This is a genomic window from Deinococcus wulumuqiensis R12 (genome assembly GCF_011067105.1).
Classification (GTDB): domain Bacteria; phylum Deinococcota; class Deinococci; order Deinococcales; family Deinococcaceae; genus Deinococcus; species Deinococcus wulumuqiensis.
The window spans coordinates 2,659,859-2,684,752 of record NZ_CP049357.1; the positions used below are offsets into that span (position 1 = coordinate 2,659,859).

Annotated in this window: 21 protein-coding genes; 13 read left to right on the forward strand and 8 right to left on the reverse strand. The window is 65.0% G+C overall.

Features of this window, described 5'->3' with window-relative positions; genetic code table 11:
• Positions 1 to 10: 10 nt before the first annotated feature.
• The 3 genes from G6R31_RS12885 to G6R31_RS12895 all read right to left on the reverse strand — a co-directional run bounded on the left by G6R31_RS12885 (position 11) and on the right by G6R31_RS12895 (position 8,803).
• A complete protein-coding gene (locus G6R31_RS12885; protein ID WP_017870849.1) occupies positions 11 to 3,616 on the reverse strand; it encodes a hypothetical protein in 3,606 nt (1,201 codons plus the stop codon).
• Between the two features lies 1 nt (position 3,617).
• On the reverse strand, positions 3,618 to 6,371 hold the full coding sequence (locus G6R31_RS12890; protein ID WP_017870850.1) for a DUF11 domain-containing protein: 2,754 nt from the start codon (positions 6,369 to 6,371) through the stop codon (positions 3,618 to 3,620).
• A gap of 137 nt (positions 6,372 to 6,508) precedes the next feature.
• Positions 6,509 to 8,803: a DUF11 domain-containing protein gene (locus tag G6R31_RS12895; protein WP_017870851.1), complete on the reverse strand. Its 2,295-nt coding sequence runs from the start codon at positions 8,801 to 8,803 to the stop codon at positions 6,509 to 6,511.
• Positions 8,804 to 9,365: 562 nt separating this feature from the next.
• Between G6R31_RS12895 and G6R31_RS12900 the strand changes: the two genes are divergently transcribed.
• Positions 9,366 to 10,577, forward strand: a complete 1,212-nt coding sequence (locus G6R31_RS12900) for a vWA domain-containing protein (RefSeq protein ID WP_017870852.1) — start codon at positions 9,366 to 9,368, stop codon at positions 10,575 to 10,577.
• A 32-nt stretch (positions 10,578 to 10,609) separates the two neighbouring features.
• On the opposite strand, the gene thrB is transcribed toward G6R31_RS12900, so the two are convergent.
• On the reverse strand, positions 10,610 to 11,539 hold the full coding sequence (thrB, locus tag G6R31_RS12905; protein WP_017870853.1) for a homoserine kinase: 930 nt from the start codon (positions 11,537 to 11,539) through the stop codon (positions 10,610 to 10,612).
• 539 nt (positions 11,540 to 12,078) lie between these two features.
• On the opposite strand from thrB, the gene G6R31_RS12910 reads away from it, so the two are divergent.
• Positions 12,079 to 12,348, forward strand: a complete 270-nt coding sequence (locus G6R31_RS12910; RefSeq protein ID WP_025566899.1) for a GlsB/YeaQ/YmgE family stress response membrane protein — start codon at positions 12,079 to 12,081, stop codon at positions 12,346 to 12,348.
• A 94-nt stretch (positions 12,349 to 12,442) separates the two neighbouring features.
• On the opposite strand, the gene lspA is transcribed toward G6R31_RS12910, so the two are convergent.
• Positions 12,443 to 13,009 carry a signal peptidase II gene (gene lspA / locus G6R31_RS12915; RefSeq protein ID WP_017870855.1) on the reverse strand — a complete coding sequence of 189 codons (567 nt, stop codon included), beginning with the start codon at positions 13,007 to 13,009 and terminating at the stop codon, positions 12,443 to 12,445.
• A 17-nt stretch (positions 13,010 to 13,026) separates the two neighbouring features.
• On the opposite strand from lspA, the gene G6R31_RS12920 reads away from it, so the two are divergent.
• From G6R31_RS12920 to G6R31_RS12965, 10 genes are all read left to right on the forward strand, one after another.
• Complete coding sequence (locus G6R31_RS12920) at positions 13,027 to 13,494, forward strand: S-ribosylhomocysteine lyase (RefSeq protein ID WP_025566903.1); 468 nt, start codon at positions 13,027 to 13,029, stop codon at positions 13,492 to 13,494.
• Between the two features lie 327 nt (positions 13,495 to 13,821).
• Positions 13,822 to 14,787 (forward strand): 1,2-phenylacetyl-CoA epoxidase subunit PaaA, encoded by a 966-nt coding sequence (paaA, locus tag G6R31_RS12925; RefSeq protein WP_017870857.1) that lies wholly within the window; start codon positions 13,822 to 13,824, stop codon positions 14,785 to 14,787.
• Positions 14,787 to 15,428, forward strand: coding sequence for a phenylacetic acid degradation protein (locus G6R31_RS12930; RefSeq protein ID WP_017870858.1), 642 nt, complete (start codon positions 14,787 to 14,789; stop codon positions 15,426 to 15,428). Before paaA ends, G6R31_RS12930 begins: the two co-directional genes overlap by 1 nt.
• Positions 15,425 to 16,195, forward strand: coding sequence for a 1,2-phenylacetyl-CoA epoxidase subunit PaaC (gene paaC, locus G6R31_RS12935; protein WP_017870859.1), 771 nt, complete (start codon positions 15,425 to 15,427; stop codon positions 16,193 to 16,195). The genes G6R31_RS12930 and paaC overlap by 4 nt, the downstream gene beginning before the upstream one ends.
• 20 nt (positions 16,196 to 16,215) lie before the next feature.
• Complete coding sequence (paaD, locus tag G6R31_RS12940) at positions 16,216 to 16,725, forward strand: 1,2-phenylacetyl-CoA epoxidase subunit PaaD (protein ID WP_051056496.1); 510 nt, start codon at positions 16,216 to 16,218, stop codon at positions 16,723 to 16,725.
• Positions 16,726 to 16,781: 56 nt separating this feature from the next.
• On the forward strand, positions 16,782 to 17,501 hold the full coding sequence (locus G6R31_RS12945) for a CBS domain-containing protein (protein ID WP_152423670.1): 720 nt from the start codon (positions 16,782 to 16,784) through the stop codon (positions 17,499 to 17,501).
• 12 nt (positions 17,502 to 17,513) lie between these two features.
• Complete coding sequence (gene paaZ, locus G6R31_RS12950) at positions 17,514 to 19,640, forward strand: phenylacetic acid degradation bifunctional protein PaaZ (protein ID WP_017870861.1); 2,127 nt, start codon at positions 17,514 to 17,516, stop codon at positions 19,638 to 19,640.
• A 497-nt stretch (positions 19,641 to 20,137) separates the two neighbouring features.
• Positions 20,138 to 21,121: an IS4 family transposase gene (locus G6R31_RS12955; protein ID WP_164994000.1), complete on the forward strand. Its 984-nt coding sequence runs from the start codon at positions 20,138 to 20,140 to the stop codon at positions 21,119 to 21,121.
• Positions 21,122 to 21,376: 255 nt separating this feature from the next.
• On the forward strand, positions 21,377 to 21,601 hold the full coding sequence (locus G6R31_RS12960; RefSeq protein WP_017870690.1) for a hypothetical protein: 225 nt from the start codon (positions 21,377 to 21,379) through the stop codon (positions 21,599 to 21,601).
• 124 nt (positions 21,602 to 21,725) lie between these two features.
• Positions 21,726 to 22,382, forward strand: a complete 657-nt coding sequence (locus G6R31_RS12965; RefSeq protein ID WP_017870691.1) for an SRPBCC family protein — start codon at positions 21,726 to 21,728, stop codon at positions 22,380 to 22,382.
• A gap of 419 nt (positions 22,383 to 22,801) precedes the next feature.
• Here the strand turns inward: G6R31_RS12965 and G6R31_RS12970 are convergent, their stop codons facing one another.
• Together G6R31_RS12970 and G6R31_RS12975 are read right to left on the reverse strand one after the other, a co-directional pair.
• Complete coding sequence (locus G6R31_RS12970; protein WP_017870692.1) at positions 22,802 to 23,410, reverse strand: TetR/AcrR family transcriptional regulator; 609 nt, start codon at positions 23,408 to 23,410, stop codon at positions 22,802 to 22,804.
• A 100-nt stretch (positions 23,411 to 23,510) separates the two neighbouring features.
• A complete protein-coding gene (locus G6R31_RS12975; protein ID WP_017870693.1) occupies positions 23,511 to 23,993 on the reverse strand; it encodes a GreA/GreB family elongation factor in 483 nt (160 codons plus the stop codon).
• Between the two features lie 78 nt (positions 23,994 to 24,071).
• On the opposite strand from G6R31_RS12975, the gene G6R31_RS12980 reads away from it, so the two are divergent.
• The gene (locus G6R31_RS12980) at positions 24,072 to 24,380 is read left to right on the forward strand and encodes an AbrB/MazE/SpoVT family DNA-binding domain-containing protein (protein ID WP_017870694.1); all 309 of its coding nucleotides are present in this window, start codon (positions 24,072 to 24,074) and stop codon (positions 24,378 to 24,380) included.
• Here G6R31_RS12980 and G6R31_RS12985 read toward each other — a convergent pair.
• Positions 24,377 to 24,814, reverse strand: a complete 438-nt coding sequence (locus G6R31_RS12985) for a type II toxin-antitoxin system VapC family toxin (protein WP_152524811.1) — start codon at positions 24,812 to 24,814, stop codon at positions 24,377 to 24,379. The genes G6R31_RS12980 and G6R31_RS12985 overlap by 4 nt on opposite strands.
• Positions 24,815 to 24,894: the final 80 nt, after the last annotated feature.

Below are 24,894 nucleotides of genomic sequence, written 5' to 3' on the forward strand. Positions count from 1 at the left end.
AAACTCAGGGTCAGGGCTGGCGCTGGCCCGCCGTTTCGTCGAGGGTCAGGTCGAGGCGCAGGTACGGTCCCTGACGGGTGTAGGTGTACGCGCTCTGGAAGCCCTCGAAGCCCTTGAGGTTATATCCCGCCGTGACCCAGGTGCCGGGCAGGGCACGGACGCTGCCTTCCACGCCGTAACCGAACAGGGTGGTCTGGGTGGCAGGTTGGGTCAGGGCGCGGCCCCAGGCGGTCAGCGCAATGCGGTCGGAGAGGTACGCGGTGCCGCCCAGCCAGCCCTGGAGGGTAAAGCTGTCGCGGTCGTCGAGCTGGGTGCGGCTTTCCACTCCGCCGCGCACTCCCCATTGAGACTGACGGTAGGCGGCGCTCAGACCGAAGGCAAGTTCCGGCTGGCCCCCGGCGAGCGAGCCGGTCACGTAGCGGCCATAGCCCAGGCTGCTCAGGGTGCGGCCCCGGTAGGCGTAGCCGACTTCCAGGCGTTGCCCACCGCGCCCCTGTCCGAACTCGGCCATGCCGCCCGCGTTCAGGGTCAGTTCGTCGTTGACGCTGCCGGTCACGCCGCCGCGCAGCACGACACCGAAGCCCGCATCGCTGCGGTAGGACACGTCGGTGCCGGCGGTGGCACTCAGGCGGTCGGTCTTGTAGTTGACATCGGCCCCGGCGCCGCTTTCCAGTGCGGCCTTCGCCACGTCGTAAAGCACGCTGCCGCGCAGGTTGAGCGCCGTGCGGTCGTTCAGCGGCAGGGTGGTGGTCACCCCGAAGCGGGCGCGGTTGCCGGCGCCGCTGGCGGTGGGCAATTCGTAGCCCACGGCGTAGTTCACGTTGCCCAGCATGGTGTCGAGCGTCAGCGCGGCGGCCTGACCCACGCCCCAGGTGATCTTGTCGTTGAAGCCCAGGGTGAGGTTCTTGCGAATGCGGAACTTGGTGCTGATGTCGGTGGTGGGGTCCAGGTTGCCGATGATCGGCTGGGTGTGAACCACGTCGACCGAAATCGGGTCACGCTGGTACCCCACGCTGCCGACCACGCCCAGACCCGAGCGGTCCCCGAAGGCGTAAGTCACCCCGCCGCCCACCGTGAAGGGGTCGAGGCGGTACACGGCGCGGGCGGTGACGTTGCCGCCCCGGGTGCGGTCCGCGTTTTCCACGTCGCTGGAGCGCGGCGCGGGCAGGTCACGGTACTCGGCTTCGGCCACGACGCTCAGGCGCGGCGTCAGGTGTCCGTTGTAGCGCCCACCGACCACCAGACCGGGGCTGAAGGGGGCCAGCCCCTGGTAGCTTTCCTGCTGGTAGCGCACGCGGAAACTGAGGTCGTGGTTCTGGTCGAGCACCGTGCCCAGGTCGGCGCTTGCCTGAACTCCGCCCGAGTACGCGACCAGACCGCTGGCCTTGAGCGCTCCCTTCTGGTAGTCCGCCTTGACGCCGTAGGTCGTGCGTCCATCCAGGTGAACGGCGGCGATTCCGGCGCTGTAGTTGGTCCCCGTCGTCTTGATCTGGGCACCGTACACGGTGCGGCGCTTGCCCAGGGGGTTGTCCAGACGGTAGCTGGCGTACACCACATGCTCGTTGAGCTGCGCGTCGAGGCGGTCCACAGCGCGGTTGAAGGTCACCACGCCGCTGCGGGGGTCGAACACGTAGTCCACGTTGCGGACCAGTTTTTCCCGTTCGAGTTCCTTGCCGGTGCTGCGTTCCAGCGTCACGAGTTCCAGCGTTTCGCTGCCCAGGGTGATGCCGGTGTCGCCCAGCCGCAGCACACGGGTGCCTTCGGGCGTCAGGGGCCGGTTGACCACCCGGTCTTCGGGCACCAGCGCGACGAACCCCGACACCTGCGGGTTGGTCTTGGAATAGGCCGTCAGCGCGGTGAGTTCCTCGCCCACCGGCAGCACGTCCACCGGCAGGCTGCGGCGGCGGTACTCGGCCCGGAAGTTGGGGTGGTCGTAGGTGAAGGCCACCGGATCGATGCCCTGCAGCGGCACGTTCTCGGTGCTGGCGTCGCCGTAGACGGTGTTGCGAATCAGGGTGTTGCGGTCGGTCGGCAGGCCGTCCTTGTCGGCAGCGATGTACAGCTTGCCCGCGCCGAGCGGTCCCTCGTAGGCGCCCCGGGCCTGCCAGGTCAGGTCGTCCTGCGGCGTGAAGGTCCCGTCAAGGCCCACCGTCGCGCTCACCACGCCGATGCCCACACGGCTGCGGTCGGGCGTGACCTCGTAGCGGTAGGTCTTGACCTCCTCGTTCTGCAGCACGTCGAGCTTCAGGGCGACCGGCGAAACCTGGGGCTGGAGTTCCAGCGTGCCTTCCCCGCCGACCAGCCGGACCTGGTAGCCGGGCTGACCGGGGTCGGCGTCGGGCAACCGGGGTTCGAGGTTGGTGCGCACCGTCACCGTCGGCTGGTTGGTGAGCTGCCCGGAGGCGTCCAGGGTACGCAGTTGCACCCGCACCGGCGAGCTGCCGTCGGCCTGCAACTCCAGCGGCTTGACCTCGGTCTTGGCGGTGGGGCCGACCAGCACGACCTTGATTTCGTCGTTCAGAACGCGCAGGACGTTGGTGCCCGCTTTGAGGGGAACCCCCACGTAGGTCAGGCGCTGCACGCCCCGGACGCCGTCCTGCACGTTGGTGCCGATGTTGTCCTCGTCGACGGTCACACCGTTGACCGTCAGGGCAGGAACAGGTCCCTGGGGCGCTTCCACCGTCACGCTGATGCGGTCACGGATGCGGTACACGGCGCCGTCTGCGGGCAGCTTGATGGCGCCCCCGTTCTCGACCTGCTGACCGTCCGTGGCGGCCGTGAGCTTGCTGGCGGCCCGCAGGTCCCCGGCGTCAAGCTGGCCCTGCAGCAGCTCGGTGCGGTTGCCGCGCAGCGAGACCTGCAAGGCGGCGGGGGGCAATTCCCCCAGCGCCTCGGTGTGGGTCAGGTCGTAGCTGATCGACCCGCGCAGCGCCGCGCCCTGCTCGGTGCGGTTGCCGGTCGGCGCGTCCACGACCCAGTACAGCGTGCCGCTGGGACCGCGCAGGGGGTCGGGCAGCACCTTGCCGTCGAGTCGGCCACTGCCACTGACCAGCGTCGCTCCGGCAGGCAGCCGCTGAGCGAGCGTGATCTGCTGCGTTTCGCTCGGCACGTCGAATGGGAGCGACACCGTGCTGCTGCGCGTGATTGCGGGGGCGGGTCGGTCCTGGGCCGGGGCGTCCGTTCCCAGCGCGGCGCCTTCACCGGTCAGCCGCAGGGAAAAGCGGCTCGCCGCGTCACCCTGCACCCGCAGGCGGTAGGTGCCGGCCGGAAGTTCCTGCTCGATCAGGGTCTGCCAGCCCTGCTCACCGACGGTCAGAGGCTGCGTCGGCACGTCCTGGCCCGCCGCGTCGGTCAGGCTGACGGTCAGTCCGGCGGCCGCATCACGGGAGCCAGCCGTGTCCGAAGGGGTTTCCTGCAGTTCCAGCTTGACCGGGCCGGAGGCCGCGACGGTCAGGAACAGACTGGAGTCTCCCGCGGCCCAGGTCAGTTCGCTGCCCGCGCTGTTCAGGGGCAGGGGGGTGCTGAGGTCCTGAGCTTGGGCCGCAGTCCCGATCAGGGCCCCGGCCGTCAGCAGGGCACTGATCAGGTTGACTGTACGCTTGGCTTTAGGTTTCACTTCAGTACCTCCAGCGGACCACCGGGTCCGTGGTGACCGCTCTTTGCTCACCCGCCCACTGGAAGCGGTAGGTCAGCTTGGTCTCACCGGCAGCCAAGGTAGCGCTCAGGGTATTTCTTCCTTCTTTCAAAACGGCTCCGGCAGGCAGGGGGTCGTTCAGCTGGAAATCGCTGAGTGCCCGCTGCGCCGTCAGCCGCAGTTCGACCACGTACTCACCGTCACGGCCAGCGTAAACGACCTTCTGGACCTGCAGGTCGCCCTGGGTCAGCGTGGTGCGGCGCACCTCGGCCACCTCCCCCGTCAGGGGGGAGAGCGGGAAATCCAGGATGGTCAGACCGCCCACCTGAACGGTCCGGGTGCCAGCCAGCCCGCCGTCTTGGGCGACGTGCAGCGGCAGGTAGGGCGTGGTGTTGGGGTCGAGCCGCAGGGCATGGGTTCCGAAGGGCACGTTGCCGAACTTGTAGCGCCCCAGCTTGTCGGTCAGCACCTGCTGCCCACCGGCCAGGATGATGCGGGCGCGTTCGATGGGGGTGTCGAAGCCCTTGTCGTACAGCCCGTTGCGGTTGCGGTCCACGAAGACGGTGCCCACGATGTCGCTGATCGCGGCGAACTTCAGCGGGTTGAGCTTGGTCACGGCGGTGGCGCGGTTGCTCGCGACGGCCCGTTCGCCGCCACGTCCCTCGACCACCACGGTGTTGCTCAGCTTGGCGGTGGCTTGGGGTGTCACGCGGGTTTCGTAGGTCACCACACTTTCGCCCCCCGCCTCGATGTTCTCGATCGTCCACAGCAGGCTGCCGCCTTCCTTGCCGGGATCGGCCAGCGGCTGACCGTTGAGGGTGGCCGTTCCCGCGATGTATTCCAGGCCCGGTGCAGGGGTATCTGTGATGACCGGCAGCACGACTGCCGTGGTTTTCGAGGTGTTGCGAATACGCAGGGTGTAGGTCAGGCGCTCGCCGTAGGTGGCTTCCTGGGCCGACACGGCCTTGTCGATCACCAGGCGCGCGCTCCAGACCGGCGTGCTCACCTCGTTGCTGCTGACGGGGGACAGGAACTCGGACGACACCAGCTGGAAGATGTTTTTGAGGCTCTCCCCGTCTACGGCCCGGTCAGTGACCCGGACCCGGAACGTGAGGGTCCGGCGTTCCCCGGGGGCGAGGGTGCCGAGCTGCCAGGTCACGCTCTGCTCGTCGAGAGTCCCGCTGGGGGTACCGCCACTGCTCGCGTCCAGAAAATCGAGGTGCGCGGGAATAGGGTCGGTGACGACCACGTCGCTCAGGGGACGGTCATAGGGGTTGCGGACTTCCAGCGTGTAGGTCAGGGTGTCGTCCGTCGCCACGGTCCGCCCGGGTCCCAGGGTCACCGGTTTGCCGTCCACGTCCAGTGTGGTCGCCACGACGCTCTTTTTCAGTTCGGGCAAGCCGGCTTCGATGCGGCTGATCAGGTCTTCGGTGGCGTTGGAGGTGCCGCGCTCACCGCTGGCCGTGATCACTGCCTTCAGGGAACCGGCGGTGGCAGGCACGTAGCACACCCGCACCACAGTGCTGCGGCCGGGTTCGAGACGCAGCGGCTGCTTCAGCGCTTCCCCGTCCTCGCCCAGGAGGTCGGCGCTGGCTTCGCCCTGCGGAAAAGTCACGGTGACGCGGAAGTTGTCGGCCACGTCGCCGGTGTTTTGCAGGGTATGGTCAAAGCACACGCGCTGTCCCACCACGGCGAAGGGCTGGGTCTGCTGATCGGCGGCGCTGCCCTCGGCGGCTTGCGGCGTGCCGACGGGTCCGAGGGCGACGGCGGGGTTGTAGCGAACCTCCACGCTGGCCGAAGCCGAGGCGTCGCGTCCGGGCACCTGCACGACGGCGACATTGGTGTACTGCTGTCCGTCGGCAGCTTCCGTGCCCACCATGCGGAACGTCAGGCCGAGTTCGGCGCCCGGGGCCAGTCGGGAAGCCACCACGCGCAGTCCCTGCACGTCCGCGCCCGGCTGCGCGCTCCAGCTCACGCCGTCGCTGTATTCCAGGGTGCCGCCGCTGGCGCGGGCGCTGCCCGGAACATAGGTCAGGCCGCGCGCGATCTGTTCGGCCAGCGGGTCGGTCAGCACGACCTGCCGGGCCTCGTCGTTGCTGGGGTTGCGGGCCGTGACAGTCACGGTGGTTTCCTCGCCGGGGCGCACCTGGGTCGGGGTGAAGCTCTTCTGGACACGCAGTTCGGGAGGAGGCAGAACGCGCACGGTGGCGACAGCCGAGCCGCCGCAGGAGGTGGTCAGGTTCACGCTGGCCTCGCCCTGTGCGGCGAGGGGGGTGTCCACGACCATCAGGAGTGCGGCGCTGGCATCGGGCTGCAGCTCGAGACTCTGCACCTTCGCGTCGTCGCCGTCGACCTGACCGTTGCCGTTGCTGTCGAGGTACAGCGACACCGCCGGTTGAAAGCTGCCGCTCAGGCGCAGGTCCAGTGGCAGGTCCGAAGTCTCGTTGCCGGCGTTGGTGACCGTCAGTTTGAACGTCACCTGGTCATCGGCTTGCACCCTCTGGTCCAGGCTGCCCAGTCCAGACACGCTGATTGCGCACACCGCCTGCACGGTGGTGGTCACCAAGTTGCTCTCGGACTGGCTCGGGCCACCGGATTCTGTGGGCGTGAAGGTGGCGACGGCCCGGTTGGTGATGAGGGTTCCGGCTGGGGTGGCGGCGAATGCCGAGGACAGAGCGGCGAGGCCGGCTGTGAGCAGGGGTACGTGGGAACGTTGAAGCAACGAGGGGAGGGTCATGGGTCTCTCCTGACAGCGCCGCGAGGAAAAAGGGGTCGCGGGGGAAGGTCGGCACTCAAATATGCGCGGAAAAAAATCAGTCTGTTTTACGACAAAGGCGCACCCCGCCTGTAGCAGAGGTGCGCCTGCGAGAAGGTTTACTTGACGGTCGCGCCGAAGTCGGCGGTCAGGGTGGCGCCAGCGGCGAGGGCGTCAGGCAGGTTGTTGCCGTCAGCGTCGGGGGCGATGCAGATGACCGTTCCGGCAGCCAGGCCAGCGGCGGGGGCCGTGGCGCTCCAGGTACCACCGTTCACGCGGTAGATGGTCTTGGTGGGGGCCGGGTTCAGGGTCATGCTGGCGAAGGTGGTGTTGGTGGGCACCGTATCGCACAGGCTGAAGTTGCTGACGGCCGTGTTGTAGTTGTTCTTGCCGATAATCTTGTAGCTGATGGTCTGACCGGGCAGCGCACCGTTGGCGCCGGTGGCCGTGTAGTCGGCGGGGTTGGCGATCCCGTTGATGGGGTTGCTGCCCGCAGTCACACCAGTCTTGGCGACGAACTTGGCGACGGCGATGCTGCCGGCCGGAGCGACGCGGATGATGTCGTTGTTGTCGGTCATCGTGATGGTGCTGTAGTTACCGACAGCGGTCTGGCTGACAGTGTACTCACCGGCGATCTGGGCAACGGGCGTGTCGATGACGGCGTACACCTTGACTTCCGCGCCAGGAGCCACGACGGGGGTGATGAACTTGTTGTAGTCGGGGCTGGCGGGGTCGGTGCTGACACGGGGCAGCAGGGAGCCGTCGGCGGCGTAGTACAGCACGGGAACGGTGGTGCCACCGAAGTTCACGCTGCCGCTGAGGGTAAAGCTGTCGTTGTACTGACCGTTGTTGACCACGTCCATGGGGAACACGGCGGTGCGGTCCGTGATGTCGGGGCTGCTGATACCAGCAATGGGGGTGGGGGTGCCCACCGTACCGGGGTTGACGGTCTGCACAGGGGCCTGAGGCGCGTCGGCGCCCTGATTGGGGGTGGTGTCACCGAACTGCGCGGCGGGCGGCAGGATGGTGTTGGTGGTGTTGCTGTTGGACTTGGTGTCCGCGTCCTTGAGCGAGTCGGCACCGATCAGGACCGTGACGGGCTGAACAGGGTCGCTGTCGTTGGTGTCGGGGTAGGTCACTTCCGTGCGGTACACGGCGCTCGACCCGTTCGGCACGGTCACCGTGGGGTAGGTCGCCGCGGTGGGGTTGCTGGGGTCCGTGGACACCGGGATGGGTGCGCCGGTGATGGGGTCCAGGAAGCGGATGACCACGCCGGTGGTGCCGTTGGTGAAGGTGCCGTCGGTAGGGTTGAAGACGTAGGCGGGGTCAGGCGTACCGTCAGCCAGCGCGGGGAACAGCTGCACCTTGTCGGCAGCGCCGCCGGTGTTGGTCAGGGTGTTGGTGAACACGACCGTGTCGGGGGTGCTGTTGGTGTCGGCCTTGGGGTAAGCGATCTGCACGTCGCCGCCCACGTTGGGCACGATGGGGGTGCCGCCGGTGGTGGGGTCGCCTGCCGGGGCAGTGGGGGTCACGTAACCGGGGGTGGAGACCACAGGAGTGTTGTCACCCGTCTTGCCCGTCGTTTCCGTGGGCACGTCCACGCTGGTCACGGGGGGAATCTTGGTGGTGTCGGTAATGGGGTTGCCGGCGCTGTCCACGGGCGTGGTGGTGCTGCCGTTGGGGTTGTTGTCCAGCGCGGGGGCGTACACCGTGACCTTGGTGAACTGGAGGTCGGTGTTCACGGCCTTGTTCTCTTCGTAGATGGTGGTGCCGGTGGGCACACCGTTGCCGGGCTGGGTCAGGACGTCGGTGCCCTGAGTCCCTGCCACGGTGCCTTCAGGCGAGGCACCGAACACGCTGTTGGGGCTGATCTTGGTGGGGTCGGTGGACAGGGTGATGACCTGCACGATGTTGACCAGGCCCTCGTCGGCGGGGGTGGCGGGGTTGTCCACGGCCAGGGTCACGGTGCTGCCGAGGGGGATTTCCGCGCCGCGCGAGCCGTCGGCGTTCAGGCGGAAGTACTGCACGGTCGCCCCGGCGGCGCTGCCGGTGGTGTCGGCGTTCAGCACCACGTCCAGAGCGACGTTGCCGGTGTTGACCAGGGAGTAGTTCGTGGGGATGCTCTGACCAGGGACCGCGCCGGTCGTGGTCTTCGCCGCGTTGTCCAGGGTGTTGCCGTCCGCCGTGCCGTCGGTGTACACGATGTCGAAGCTGGGCTTGGGCAGCACGGTGGTGCTGACGGTGTTCGAGGTGGCGGTCAGCGGGGTGGTGCTGCCGGGGTTGGTGGGGTCCGTGAACTCTGCCGAGGCGACGTTGGTGATGGTGGTGCCAGCGGTGGTCTGGGTGGTGGCCGCAGAAGCGGCACCAGCGGCGAGAGCGGTCATGAGGGCAAGTGCTTTGGTGTTGAGTTTCATTGTGTTCCTCCTGGCTGACCACTGGGGGCCGTGCAGTCTCAGTGCGTCTGAGGGACGAGAAAGGACGGGGGCTGGAAGGTGAAATCTCAGTGGACCTCGGCCCGCATCGTCCTTTTGCTCCTGTCGTGTCGCCTGAAGTGCTCAGGCGCCGGGCCAAGAGAGAAAAAGGAGAACCGGGGGCTTTTGGCCGGATACCTGTCGGGGTCTTCCTTCCTGAGATCAACCCTCAGCGACGTCGGCAGTATAGGGGCCGCCCTCTTACATCCTGCTTACTTGCCGCCGTGAGTACAGAGCGTCAGAGAGGCGCTTTTTGGGGGCAATTTCTCCCCACACCCCCAGTTTCGGCTCAAGCAAAACCCAAGACTTGATGAGTCCTGTGCGTCCGTACTGGCGCAAACCTTGCATTTGGCAGGCTGGCAGACGGAAAACCCAGGACTGACCTTGGCCTTGTGTCCAGTTCCCCCATTTGGGGGCTACCGTGGGAGCGCTTCCGCGCAACCTTACAAACCTCCGCACGGCTGTGCGTCATGCTGAAGCCCACGCGCAGGCGAGGAGGACACATATGGCACGCATCACCCGCTACAGCAAATTCGAGGGGGAACTCGACCAACTGGAGTCCTCCGAACTGATGCAGATGATTCAGGAGGCGCTGCTCGGGCAGGGCATGAACGACCCCTGGGACCCCGACCCCAACGCGCGGCCCAGCATGGACGACCTGTTCGACGCGATTCTGGAAGCGCTGGCCGAGCGCAACATGATTCCCGAAGAGCAGCTGCTCGAAGCGCTTCAGGCCGAGGACGTGCGCGAAACGGCGCTGGGCCAGCAGATCGAGCGCCTGATGGACAAGCTCCAGCAAGACGGGTTCATCCGCAAGGAATTCGACGACGAGGACGGGCAGGGCGGCGCGGGCAACCCCGGCGAGGCCACCTTCCAGCTCACCGACAAGAGCATCGATTTCCTCGGCTACAAGTCGCTGCGTGACCTGATGGGGGGTCTGGGCCGCTCCAGCGCGGGCGCGCACGACACCCGCGAGTACGCCAGCGGTGTGGAAATGACCGGCGAACTCAAGAACTACGAGTTCGGCGACACCCTCAACCTCGACACGACGGCGACGCTGGGCAACGTCATTTCCAAGGGCTTCGATCAGCTTGAGGAAGCCGACCTCGTCATCCGGCAGGCCGAGTACAACTCTTCGGCGGCGACGGTGGTGCTGCTCGATTGCTCGCACTCCATGATTCTCTACGGCGAGGACCGCTTTACCCCCGCCAAGCAGGTGGCGCTGGCCCTCGCGCACCTCATCCGCACCCAGTACCCCGGCGACACCGTCAAATTTGTGCTGTTCCATGACTCCGCCGAGGAAGTGCCGGTCAGCAAGCTCGCGCAGGCGCAGATCGGGCCGTACCACACCAACACGGCGGGGGGCCTGCGGCTCGCGCAGCAGCTCCTGAAGCGCGAGAACAAAGACATGAAGCAGATCGTGATGATCACCGACGGCAAGCCCTCGGCCCTCACGCTGCCCGACGGCCGCATCTACAAGAACCCCTACGGCCTCGACCCCTACGTGCTCGGCACCACCCTGCGCGAGGTCGCCAACTGCCGCCGCTCGGGAATCCAGATCAACACCTTCATGCTGGCCCGTGACCCCGAACTGGTGGGCTTCGTGCAGCGGGTGTCGGAGATGACGCGGGGCAAGGCGTACTTCACCACGCCGCAGAACATCGGGCAATACGTGTTGCAGGACTTTATGACCAACAAGACGAAAGTGATGAACTGAGGGGAGGGGAGAGGGTGAGCGCCTTCTCCTCTCTACCCTTCCCGCTCCACGATTGTCCCCACCGCGTCTATCGGGAAATCCTGCACGCGGCCTTCCAGCCCGTTTTTCTTCATCACGCCGCTGAGGTAGCTGTGCAACGTCGCCGTGCTGTCCCGCTGGTCGTGGAAGCACAGCACAGTCGGCCCGGCGCCGGAGAGGGCCGCGCCCAGGGCACCGTATTCATGGGCATGTTCGAGAATGTCGCTCAGCCCCGGCACCAGCGGCGCCCGCCAGACCTGATGCACGTAGTCCTGCATGGCGTGCCTGAGCAGGTCGAGCCGTCCCTGTGCCAGCGCCGCCGCCAGCAGCGCGGCGTGTGAAAGGGCATGGACCGTATCGGCGCGGCTGTACTCGCGCGGCAACACGGCGCGGGCCTTGCTGGTGGACAGCTCGAAGTCGGGAATCAGGACGGTCACGCCGAGGTGGGCGGGTGGGTCGAGCCGGACATAGTGCGTGCCCAGCTTGTCGAGGGTGGCGACCACGATGCCGCCGAACAGCGCCGGGGCCACGTTGTCGGGGTGGCCTTCTTCGCGCGCGGTCACGTCGAGCACCGCTTCGTCGTCCAGCGGGCGGCCCAGCAGCTCGTTGCCCGCCACCACGCCCGCCACCAGCGCCGCCGCCGAACTGCCCAGGCCCCGGGCCAGCGGCACCTCGGTTTCGATTTCGATTCTGGCTGGGGGCAACACGCGTCCGGCACGTCTGGCGGCGAGTTCCATCGCCCGGTACACGTAGTTGCTCTCGTCGGCGGGGGTGCCTGCCAGTTCCGGCCCCAGCGGCACCACCTCGGTCCGGTCCTGCGGGGTCACGCGCAAGGTGGTGTACAGCGGCACGCTCAGGCCCAGACTATCGAAGCCGGGGCCGAGGTTGGCGCTCGACGCCGGAGCGCGAACCACGAAGGGCCGCAGGGCTGCCGGGCCGCTCACGCCGCGTCCCTGGGCATGGCGAGGGTTGAATTGCTCTTCGGAGACAGTGGGAAAACGCTGCTCTCTCCTCTGCGCCCTCTGGTCCCGCACCGGCTCCTGCTCACCCTGTTCGGAGAGCCACAGGGGGGGACCACTCTATTTTTCGGCGGCGTCTCAGCCGAGGAAAACGGAAACAGGCGTGGGGTCGAACGGGAAGCGTGTTCTGGCAGTCCGGGCATGGGTCTCCATTCGCCGCCGCAAGCGGGGCCGCGCCCATCCTAACGGTCTGCCGGCGCCGTTTCCCGTAAGGGCAAGACAAATTCTCGACGACGTGACCTTCCTTCCAGTCAGAGAGGGGTTTGGGCCGACCCGCCCCCAGGTCTGACCCTGAGTCGCTATTTGGGGGACATCCATCCCGCCTTTGCCCACTGTTGAGAAAGTGAGCCAGGCAACGTTGTCGAGGGGGAGCGGGTCTCATTCTGCCACTTACGACAGCGGGAAAGCTCGTAGGCAACACAGTTTTCTCGACTTAAGCTCAAACACTCACGGAGGTAGGAATCATGGGTTGGCTCGTTACGATTTTGGTTGGTGCACTGTGCGGCTGGTTGGCCAGCATGATCATGAAGACCGACGCCCAGCAGGGCGCGGTGGCGAACATTCTCATCGGGATCGTCGGCGCTCTGCTCGCGCAGTTCGTCTTCGGTGACCTGCTGCGTATCGGCGGCTCTTACGCGGCGGGCGGCGGCTTCAACTTCCTCAGCATCGTCTGGGGCGTGATCGGCAGCGTCATTCTCATCGCCATTCTCAAGGCGCTCAAGATCCTGCGCTGAGCTTTTGAGTTTCTGCCCGCCGGGTGCCCTTCGTGGCCGCCCGGCGGTTTTTTCGTGTGTTTAGAGATGTGTGCCCGCTTCGCTCCGTCCCGTATTACGTTTCCGGAGCGGTCTTTTTCTGTTCGGCGTCCGGCAGGAAGCTGGCGACCAGCAGCAGCAGGGTGCCGCCGACCACGTACATGTCGGCGATATTGAAAATGGGAAAGCGGCTGCCGTTGATGGCTTCGGTCACTGCGCTCAGCAGCGGCGAGTGAATCATGTCGGTCACTTTGCCCTGGCGCAGACCGTCGATGGCGTTGCCGACGGCGCCCGCCGCGATGAGCGAAAGAACCACCGTCAGAAACCGGTTTTGCGGCTTCCAGAGTAGGTAGCCCAGAATCGCCAGCCCGACCAGAAGGCGCCCGAGGGCGAGCAGGCCCGCGCTGCCGCTGAACATGCTCCAGGCCGCTCCGGTGTTGTAGGTCAGTTCCCAGTCCAGCAACCCCGGAATCACCGGAATCGGGTCGGCCCCCAGCAGCAGATGCCCTACGGCCCAGGCCTTGAGCCACTGGTCGAGCGCGATCAGCACCAGGGCAAGAACAGGCGGAAACCACAGGGGAAAACGGCGCGGGGCGGTGGGCACGACCGGCAGTATACGGGTCACGTTCTGGGCGCCCGGCACACGTCACAATGCCCGGCATGGCAAACGTCGAATCGTTCGATCTGGACCACACCAGGGTCAAAGCCCCTTATGTCCGCCTCGCCGGGGTCAAGACCACGCCCAGGGGCGACCAGATTTCCAAGTACGACCTGCGCTTTTTGCAACCCAACCAGGCCACCATCGACCCCGCCGCGATTCACACGCTGGAGCACCTGCTGGCCGGGTACATGCGTGACCACCTGGAAGACGTGGTGGACGTGTCCCCGATGGGCTGCCGCACCGGGATGTACATGGCGGTCATCGGCGAACCCGACGAACAGGGCGTGATGCGGGCGTTTGAAAAAGCCCTCCAGGACACTGCCGACCATGACCGCCCCATTCCCGGCGTCAGCGAACTCGAATGCGGCAACTACCGCGACCACGACCTCGACGCCGCCCGGCAGCATGCCCGCGACGTGCTGGAAAAGGGGCTGAAGGTGCAGGAGACGATTTTGTTGGAGAGGTAATACGGATTCCGATTGAATCTGGTAGTTTCAGATTCAATCCGAGCGGATGCGAGTGGGAAAAGGGACGGGTTTCGTGGAGTGGAGCCGCAGGCGGTGCTGTTCCGACTGTGGCGGAACGGAGCGGAAGCCGCTTGGGCGCAGATGGCAGATGGCTAAAAGCGCGGATGGCAGATAGCTTTTGGGCTTAGGCAAGAAGCAGAGGGGGGCTGAGGCAAATGCTTCAGCCTTTTTCTTTTGCCATCTGCCATCCGCCTTCTGCATCAACTTACAGACAACCTAACGCCCGTTAGGTAAACTGGGACAAGTCCAACAACTGGAGGTTGTCCTATGACCCAGCCCAAACACATTGCCGAGGGCGAAACGGCCGAGCAGCACGCCGCTTTTGAGGCCCGCATCCGGAATGGCGAGAAAATCGAACCCGGCGACTGGATGCCCGCCGAGTACCGCCGCCAGCTGATCCGCATGATTTCGCAGCACGCGCACAGCGAAGTCGTGGGGATGCTGCCCGAAGGCGAGTGGATTGACAAAGCGCCCACCCTCAAGCGCAAGACGATTCTGATGGCCAAGGTGCAGGACGAAGCCGGGCACGGCCAGTACCTCTACCACGCCGCCGAAACACTGGGCGCGACCCGTGAGGAAATGATTGAGGCGCTGCTGACGCGCCGGGCCAAGTACTCCTCCATCTTCAACTACCCCACCATGAACTGGGCCGACGTGGGCATGATCGGCTGGCTGGTGGACGGCGCGGCCATCAAGAACCAGACCATGCTGGCGGGCTGCTCCTACGGCCCCTACAGCCGCGCGATGGTGCGGATTTGCAGTGAGGAAACCTTCCACCACAAGCAGGGCAAGGAAATGATCGTGCTGTACGCGCAGGGCACGCCCGAGCAGCGGCAGATGGCGCAGGACGCCCTGAACCGCTGGTGGTGGCCCGCCCTGATGATGCTGGGGCCGCACGACGCCGACAGCCCGAATACCGGCGTGCTGAGCCAATGGGGCATCAAGCTCAAGACGAACGACGAGGTGCGGCAGGAGTTCCTCAACGAACACGCGCCCGAGCTGCTCGAAGCGGGCCTGACCATCCCCGACCCCGATCTGCACCAGGACGCCGACGGCAACTGGAAGCACGGCCCGATTCAGTGGGACGAATTCTGGGCCGTGATCAGGGGCGAGCGGGGCCTCGGCAACGAGCGCCTCGCCACCCGGCAGGCCGCGCAGGACGAGGGCGCGTGGGTGCGGGAAGCGCTGGAAGCGTACATGAACCGGGCTGCGAAGGGGGAGGCGGCAGACTGATGACGGATGCCCCGCACCCCGACACCCAGTGGCCCCGCTGGGAAGTCTTCAAGCAGGACAGCGAAAAACGTCCCTATCAGGCGGTGGGCAGCGTTCACGCGGGGGACCCCGACCACGCGCTGCTCACGGCCCGCAACGTGTTCGTGCGCCGCCCCGCCGCCGTGAGCCTGTGGGCCGTGCGCGAGGCCGACATCCTGACCGCCACGCCTGAGGAAATCGCGTCCACGCCGGAGCTGTTGCAGACGGCGGGCGCGGCAGGCACCTACCACGTCGGCGTCAAGAAGTCGCACAAACGCAGTATGACCTTCGTGGATTTGGTGGGCACGGTGGAAGCGACTGGCCCCGGCGACGCGCTGCGGCAGGCCCGCGACGCGTACGCAGACGCCCTGGCGTGGCTGGTGTTCCCTGACGCCGCCAGGGCGCAGACCGAATCTGACCCCGGCACCGTGGAAAGCTGGTTCGCGCCCGCGCATGAAAAGACCTACAAGCAGCAGCAGTACTACGGCACCATCGGCAGGCACGTGGGCGAACTCAAGCGCAGTGGCCTGATGCCGGGCCGCGCCACCGAGCAGCCCCACATGGCCGATAAAAATGGGGCCGACCAGCCTGCCGCCCAGCACCACGAGGAGCCTGTCCGATGAGCGCCGCCCTGAACGAGTCCCAGAGAGAAGCCCTGATTCGCAAGCTGACCGCCCTGGCCGACGACGAAATCATCCTGGCCCACCGTGACGGCGAATGGACGGGCCACGCGCCTATTCTGGAAGAAGACATCGCGCTGGCGAACATCGCGCAGGACGAACTGGGCCACGCGCTGCTGTATCTGGGCCTGCGCTCCGAGCTGGACGGCTCCGACCCTGACCGCGTCGCCATGTTCCGCAAGGCCGCCGAGTACACCAACACCCGTCTGGTCGAACTGCCCAAAGGCGACTGGGCCACCACGATGGTCAGGCAATTTCTGTACGACGCTTACGAGGCGCTGTGGCTGGAAGCTGCCGCCCAAAGCACTTACGCGCCGCTGGCGGAAGTCGCACAGAAGGCGTTGCGCGAGGAAAAATTCCACCTGCAACACACCGCGCTGTGGGTCGAGCGTTTGGCCCTCGGCACCGAGGAAAGCCAGAGGCGCACGCAAAAGGCACTGGAAGAATTGTGGCCCTACACGGCGCAACTGTTCCAGACGGTCGAGGGCGAAGCCGAACTGGTGGAGGCGGGCATCCTCCCCGACATTGCCGCCGTGCGGGTGCGCTGGGAAGCCCTGATGGTGCGCCACCTGCAAGACAAATGCGCCCTGCGGATGTCCCGCGAAGCCTTCCCTGGCCCCAGCCGCGAAAACCACACCGAACACCTCGCCCCGCTGCTGGCGACGATGCAAAAGGTGGCGCGGGAAGTGCCGAACGCGGAGGTGTGGTGATGGTTGATGGTCAATGGTTGATGGAAAAAGACGGCGAACCATCGACCATCGACCATCAACTATCAACCATCTGGGCGGCCCTCGCCCAGGTCCCCGACCCCGAAATCCCCGTCGTGTCCATCGTGGATATGGGCATGGTGCGGGACGTGCAGATAGACGGCGAGCGCGTGAGCGTCACCTTTACCCCCACCTTCAGCGGTTGCCCGGCGCTGCATGTCATTCGCCAGAGCATCGAGGACGCCGTGCGCGCTTTGGGTGTGCAGGACGTGGAAGTGAGGAGCACGCTGACGCCGCCCTGGACGACGGACTGGATTAACGCCGACGCCCGCGAACGCCTGCGCCAGTACGGGATTGCGCCGCCTGCCCCCGCTGGTGAGGGGCTGATTACGCTGGAAGCCGAGCCGACCCGTTGCCCGCGCTGCGGCAGCTTTGACGTGAACCTGACCGCCTCTTTCGGCTCCACGCTGTGCAAGCGGCTGTATGTGTGTGGGAGTTGCAAGGAGCCGTTTGAGGGGTTCAAGAGCGTTTAAGAAGGAGTAAAACGTGAAGCCCCCAACCCCGCCCCAGCCTGAGTAAGAGGAAGAAGATGCAGCCAGTGAGCGCAGATGAAGCTGCCTACTTCCTCAAGTTATTTAGAGGTGCCCGATATGCTGCTCTCGAAGATGCAGAGAATTTCCGCGAAATTTGTTTCGTACTGGAAGAGTTTGGTTGTCACTTAAATGGAAATAATGCTAAGAGCTTGAGGAGGTACGGCTCGCTACTGAGAAGTTTTGCTAATCAAAAGAAGAGGCAGGAATTCTCGGTGATGTTCGATATGGTAGTTGATGCCAGAAATGAAGCTTCCCATCGAGGCGTCTTTGCTAGAAACCTTGCGGAAAAGTCTGTCAGATTATCTATAATCCTAGAGGAATCCCTGTTAAGCATGACCGTCCAAGTTAAGCACATAATGTCGGAAAGTGTAATTTTTGCGGAAGATTTCTATACCCTTGCGAAGGTAAGGGAATTGATGCTAGAAAATTCGTTCTCTTACATTCCGGTTATGCTATCTGATAAGTACTATTTCATAAGTGATTCGCTGGTAGCGAGAAAATGGCAAGATTTTGTTGGTGACGACAAAGCCAAATACAATACTAAGATATCCCAATCATTCTCTGTGGAAGAGTTGCTTAACGCGGAAGAAATTCTCAGTCATGCACCGAAATCAGAGGCCTACTTGAAAGTAGGACATCTTCCATTGCTGGTTTTCGATGGACGGCATGAGAATCGAAAAGTAGTAGGAATCCTATCCCCCTTTGACCTTCTCTAAGGAGAAACTCCTATGGCCACCCCTCCCCAACCCCAAATCCTCCGCCCCGCGTCCTACGTGTACGGCCAGTGGCACACCAACAAAGACGGCCAAACCCTCCTCGACGCCGTGTATGGCCGCCCCGTCGCCGTGATTTCTTCCGAGGGCGTGGACTTTGCCCAGGCTTTGGCCTACGGGCGCGAAAAGGGCGCGGCGCTGCGTAAGCTGACCTTCCACACGCGGGCGCGGATGCTGCGGGCGCTAGCAACCTACCTGATGGAGCGCAAGGAGAGCTACTACGCCCTCAACGCGCTGACCGGAGCTACGCGGCGCGACGGCTGGGTGGACATCGAAGGCGGCATCGGCACGCTGTTCGCCTACAGCAGCATGGCGCGGCGCGAACTGCCCGACGAACGCTTTCTGCCCGACGGCAAGGTGGAAACGCTGGGCAAGGGCGGCACCTTCGTGGCAAGGCACCTGCTGGTGCCGCGTGAAGGTGTGGCGGTGCAAATCAACGCCTACAACTTCCCCATCTGGGGAATGCTGGAAAAATTTGCGCCGTCGTTCATCGCGGGGATGCCCACGCTCGTCAAGCCCGCGCCGCAAACCGCGTATCTGGCCGAGCGGATGGTGCGCGACATCGTGGCGTCGGGCATCCTGCCGGAAGGGGCGCTGCAACTGGTCACGGGCGAACCGGGCGACCTGCTCGACCATCTGGAGGAACAGGACATGCTGGCCTTCACGGGGTCGGCAGCGACGGCCAACAAGCTGCGCGTTCACCCCAACATCGTGGCCCGCGCCGTGCCGTTCAGTATCGAGGCCGACAGCCTGAATGCCTCCGTGCTGGGGTTGACCGTGAAACCCGAAGACCCCGAGTTCGCCCTCTTCGTCAAGGAAGTCGCCCGCGAAATGACCGGCAAGGCGGGCCAGAAATGCACGGCCATCCGCCGCCCGCTGGTGCCGCGCCACATGGTAGATGCCGTAGTGGAGGCGCTGAAAAAGGAACTGGGCAAGGTGACGGTGGGCGACCCGGCCCGCGACGACGTGCGAATGGGCGCACTGGTCAGCGTGGAGCAGCGCCAGCGCGTGCGCGAGACGCTGGAAAAGCTGGGGCAGGAGGCGGAAGTGGTGATTGGTGGCGAGTCCGACCTGCTGGGCGGAGACCGCGAGAAGGGCGCGTTCCTCGACCCCACCGTGCTGCTGTGCCGCGACCCGCTGACCGCCAAAGGCCCACACGAACTGGAAGCCTTCGGGCCAGTGGCGACCCTGATGCCTTACGACACGCTGGACGACGCCATCAAACTGGCGAAGATGGGACGCGGCAGCCTCGCGGCGTCCGTCATCACGCATGACCGCGCGGAGGCCACCGAGCTGGTCTTGGGCATCGCCTCCACGCACGGGCGGGTGCTGGTCCTCAACCGCGACGACGCCGGGGAAAGCACCGGACACGGTTCGCCGCTGCCCCAGCTGCTGCACGGCGGCCCCGGTCGGGCAGGCGGCGGCGCGGAAATGGCGGGGCTGGCGGGCGTGCGGCACCACATGAACAAGGTGGCGGTACAGGCCGACCCGACCACCCTCGCCGCGATGACCCGCGAGCACATCCCCGGCGCCGAGGTCCGCGAGGACGTCATTCACCCCTTCCGCAAGACCTTCGACCAGATTCAGCCCGGCGACAGCCTGCTGACCCACCGCCGCACCGTCACCGAGGCCGACATCGTGAACTTCGCCGCGCTCACGGGCGACCATTTTTACGCCCACGTGGACGACATCGGCGCGAGGGAAGGCATCTTCGGCAAGCGAGTGGCGCACGGCTACTTCCTGATTTCCGCCGCCGCCGGGCAGTTCGTGTCGCCCGCGCCTGGGCCGGTGCTGGCGAACTACGGGCTGGAAAACCTGCGTTTCGTGGAACCTGTGGGCATCGGCGACACCATCCGCACCCGCCTGACCTGCAAGCGCAAAATCCGCAAGGACCTGCGCCCCGGAGAAGAAAGGCCGACCGGCGTGGTCGAATGGCACGCCGAAATCCGCAATCAAGATGAGGTGCTGGTGGCGACCTACGACATCCTGACGCTGGTGGAGCGCGGGCGGGACGGGTTCGACCCGGTGGAGGATGCAGAAGGCGGAAGGCAGATGGCCGAAGGCGAAAGCGCCAAGGCTTGAGCTTTCAAGCGGGTGGGCGGAGGTCTCCTAGAGCAGTTCTCCGAATTACGTGATGCGCGGAACGGCACCCCGCATCACTCCATTCTCCGCCCTGCTCAGTGTCTTGCACTCGCTCCGCTCGCCAAAAAGACGTTACGTCTTTTTGGCAAATGCTCTAGAGGGGGTCTCCGCTTCTCTTTTGGATGGGTACTCAAACTTTGCGGGCCAAGAGCCACATTCCAAGGCCGCAAAGCGATGCTCCAGCGAAGGTCAAAACCATGAGCACTACTGCCGCGTCTCAGTAGGTGACAACTTCAGTTCGATGTCGTCCCAGACGGGAAAAATCAACAGTCGGCCCCATCAAGCTTGATGGGGCCGACTGTTCGCGGTCTCCTGGGAGTGTGAAATCGACAGAATCCACTGCTCAACAAGCTACCGTACTCACACAGCACTTCAAAGCGCACGCCAGTCATCTCCGCATCGACACGCTCCAGCGGCTCATTGACGTCCTCCTGGCGATGATTGCCGCGAGAAGCGTCAATCATCACGATCTGAGTGCCCATATGCCAGGGATGAGTACCCCGCAGGGCAAGAAGAGACGAGCAGACCGGACCTTCCGGGATGAGCAGCTGGACATGGGCTTTTTCATCGCCCTGCTCGTCGCCCACCTGCCACCAGGAAAGGTTTTGCTGAGTCTGGACCGCACCAACTGGGAACACGGGGAGACGCCCATCAACTTTCTGGTGCTTGGAGCCGTGGTCCACGGCTTCACCCTGCCCCTGATCTGGGTGCCCCTCGACGAGTCCGGGAACAGTCACACGTACGCCCGGATGTGGCTGGTGTTGAAGCTGCTTCGGGCCTTGCCAGCGAAACGCTGGCTGGGCCTAGTGGCTGATCGTGAGTTCATCGGTGCGGAATGGTTCCGTTTTCTCCGTCGTCAGGGCATCAAGCGGGCCATCCGCATTCGGCACAGCGACATGCTGGACGATATGAGCGGGAAAGAGTGGTTTGAGCATGTCCAGCACGGTCATTTTCACGAGATCAGCGAAAAGGTGTTTGTGTTCGGGGAGTTGATGCGGGTGGTGGCGACGAGGTCACCTGTGGGTGACCTCATCATCATCGCTACCGATTTCAATGCTCGGAAGACCTGGAAGCTTTACAAGCAGCGCTGGTCAATTGAGTGCACCTTCAGCAGCTTCAAAACGCGAGGCTTCGACCTGGAGCGAACGGGGATTACAGAAAAAAGCCGTCTACAACGGCTCTTTGGTCTGGTGACGCTGGCCTGGATGTTCTGTTTGCAGCTGGGGGTCTGGCTCGGCCAGACCCATCCCATTCCCGTCCTGAAACATGGTCGCAGAGCGGTCAGCCTGGTGCGTCACGGTGCTCAGCATCTCGTGGATGCCCTGCGTTGGAAACCCGAACGATGCAGGGCTTTCCTGGAACTGCTCACCCGTCCTTTCTGCCCGCCAGGCGCGGCTGGAGACGAAGTTGTCACCTACTGAGCATCAGCAAGTATCCGGCAGGCCAGTACCGCATCACGCCAGAGCAACTGCAAAGCCTCAGACCCGTGAATTACCGTGCTGGCACAGTCCACGAGGGGTACGGGCCAACGCTGACGCCCGCGCCGCAGCCCATCCTTTTCGAGATTCGCTGAGCCGAGGTCGCATGGGTGTGGAGAAAGGGGCAGAGACCGTGACGCCACAGGGAAAGCGTTTCCTCAAGCTGGTTTTTTCTTTTCTGCCCCACTGCGCGGCACAATGAAGCCTCACGACAAGGAGGAAGTTCAGATGGGCGAAGGCAAGCCGAGCAGCACCCTCAGCACCAGCCAAACGACCACCGGCAGCGCCACCGAAACGCACGGGGCGAACACCAACCTCGACCCCAATATGCAGGGAGGCCCGGTGGCGCCCCAGGACCGCGCTCAGACGCAGGAAGTCACCGAGCAGCACGCGCAGCAGGGGGTCCCGACCGGGCAGGAGTGAGCGGGCGCTTCCAGTCGGGCGCCTGAGCAGACCCCGCACAGCCGGTGCCGGGGGGTTGGTAAAGACTTCACCCGGACACCTGACCGGGGTTCTGGTTTTAGAGTAGGAGCAGGAGGGTAAAACTATGACCAAAAACGATGTGATGGCCGGAATGGACCAGAACCGCGTGGTGAGCGGTGCGGCGGGCGGCGCCCTGCTGATGATGGGACTGAAAAAGCGCGGCGTGCTGGGCCTGCTGATGACCGTGGGCGGTGGCTACCTCGCCTACAAAGCGGCGACCGGCAAAGACCCTGTGATGGAAGCGGCGGGCCTGAGCGGCAACGCGGCAGCGGCCAAACCGATTTTCGTGGAGCACTCGGTTGTGATCGACCGTCCCGCGCAGGCGGTGTACGACTACTGGCGCAAGCTCGAAAACCTGCCCCAGATCATGAGCCACCTCGAGAGCGTGACCGTCCTTGACGACAAGCGCAGCCGCTGGGTCGCCAAGGCGCCACTGGGCACCCACGTCGAGTGGGAAGCCGAAATCGTCAACGACAAGCCCGGCGAGCGCATCGGCTGGCACTCGCTGCCCGGCGCGACGGTGGACAACGCGGGCAGCGTGCAGTTCGAGAGCCTGCCCGACGGCAAGACCCGCGTGCATGTGGCCCTGAGCTACCGTCCGCCCGCGGGTGCGCTGGGCGCCGCCGTCGCCAAGCTGTTCGGCGAGGAACCCAGCCAGCAGATTGCCGAAGATCTCCAGAAGTTCAAGGCGACCTTCGAGGGCACCAGCCCCAAGGCCTGAACCACAACCGAAAGAGGCGGCTCCGTGTGGGGCCGCCCCTTTTTCGTTCTGCGTACCTCCGGCTGCATATCTCCGGCACAGTCGTCCGGGTCGGCCACAGGGCTGTCAGCCTGTCGCGGGTTCTTCGGGTTGCGCAGCCTCCGCTCCGGGTTCCACCACCGTCAGCGAGCGCAGGGTCGCGCCCTGATGCCAGCCGTACGCCGGGTCGCGCAGTTCCAGCGCGGCGGCGATGTCCTGGGCTTGCTGCGGCGTCGGCTCGCTGCCCAGCCCGAACAGCAGGAACTTGCGCCCCCCCGGGCCGATGCGGATAAACAGGTCCTCGCCGATTTCGAGCTGCTGGGTGCGCCCCAGCTCGGCGGCTCGCTTCTGGGCATGGCGCAGGGCGTCGCGCAGCCGGACGGTGACGGTGGGCGGAACGGCTATGGGGCCTCACCTGCCTCCGGGCCGTCTGCCCTCAGGCCGCGCAGGAGCATGTCGGCAAACTGCTCGGCCACGTCACGCGGGGACAGGGAGCCTCCGGGACGGTACCAGGTGTAGGTCCAGTTCACGCTGGACAGAATCAGCGTGGCGGTCGCCCGAATGTCGAGGTCGGAACGAAACGACCCGTCCTGAACGCCCTGCGCGACCAGTTCGCGGTAAAAGGTGTCGATGGTGTCGCGCCAGGCCACCACCCGCGCATACGGCTCGGCCGAGAGGTGCTTCCACTCGTGGAAAAACACCGTCGCGCTGTCCATGTTGTCGGCCACCACGCGAATGTGACGAAACATCGCCTCACGCAGTTTCTGCTCGGCAGGCAGGTCGAGGTCCCGCAACGAGAACAGCGCGTCGTCGAACTGCTGCGAGGCCCCGCGCACGATTTCGATGAGCAGTTCCTCCTTGCCGCTGATGTGGGCATAGAGGCTGCCGCCCTGCATGCCCAGCTCACCGGCGAGGTCGCGCATGGAGGTGGCGTGGTATCCGCGCTCGGAAAACAGGCGGCTGGCGACATCGTGAATCTGTTCGCGGCGGGGTTTGGCAGTGTCGGTCATAGGTCGGGGGACGCAGGCGCCGCAGCGCGTTCAGCGAAGACTAGCACGCCTTTTCCCTGACCAAACAGGCGTTTGGCGACAGAGGCCCAGACCCGGCGGGTCAGTCCTCCACCGTCAGCACCCGGTAGCGGGCCTGCACCCGCCCCAGGTCCACCGCAAACTCGTCTCCCGCGCGGCGGCCCAGCAGCGCCCGGCCCACCGGACTCTCGCTGCTGACGAGTGCTGCGCCGTGTTCTCCCGGACCCGCCGCCGCTTCCGCCGCGCTCACGAGTTGCAGCGGCAGCTCCCGCCCCAGGTCCACATGGAGCAGGCGCACCCGTGACCCCAGCGCGGCCTGGCCCCGCGTGCCCCCACTGGGCGCGAGAAGCACCGCGCGGGCCAACTGGTCTTCCAGTTCTCCGACGCGGGCTTCTGCCCCGCTCAGCGCCTCCTGCGCCGCCGCGAGGTCAAGGCTTTCGTTCTCGTTGGCCTCCATCTGTTCCTGCACCACGCGCCGCGCTTCGTCCCGCCGCGCCTGCTCACGCTCCAGCGCCGCCTGGAGTCGGGTCAGGCCCTCGGGGGTCAGGGGGAGAGGTTGGGTCATGGAGACAGGGTAGGGGTGGGCGAGGAAGGTGAAGTGGGAAGACGCTAAACTGGGCAACGCGATAAGGAGGACCTGGCCATGACGAGCATCACTCGGCGCATTGTGGGAGAGGACGGACAAATCAGCCTGCCGGACGACGTGTTACAGACCTTGCAGCTGTCGCAGGGTAGCCCGGTGGAAATTGTCGTGGAAGATGACCGGGTTACTCTACGCCGCCTGGTCACGTCCTCTCACCGTGCGTGGTTAGGGATTGCTCCGCTGCCGGACGGTCAGACGGTAGAGGCCTTTATGCGTGAGCTTCGTGGAAAAGAGGAAACTGAAGAGCCGACGCCTGCCCAGGACATCGTGTGGCTTAAGCCGGGGCAGGCCTTGCCAGAACAGCTTTAACGCTTCCCTTCCGCTTCTGGAACAATGAGTGTCACTGCAATGTCCTTGAAGTCGCCAGGATTGCGCGTCATCAGGCCATCGGCACGGCAGAGCGCATGGGCACCGATGAGGAAATCGGCAGCGACACGGCGAGGCTCCTTCTTATCGCCACTTCGTCGGCGTCGCTCGGCGTAAGCACGGTTGGCATCGGCGGCGGTGAGATACACCTCTGGCGGCGTCTCGAAATCGACCTCTACACCGCCTGAAAGCAGGGCAGCGTCCAGGGTGGTGCGGTCCATTCCCGGATGGGCCATCAGCTCGGTGTAGACGACCCCACACACGAGGAAGTCGTGCCCATCGTCTTGCCCTTGCCGTATGGAGGCATCGTCGATATGGCCTTCAGGGGTCCCGCTCAAGATGCCAATCAAAATGTTGGTGTCGAGGCTGATTCGCAAAGGTCGCTCCATGAATTTCCGTGAGGGCAGCGTATCCTCAGCCAACTACAAAAAGAGGGGCCGCAGCCCCCCAGTTCACC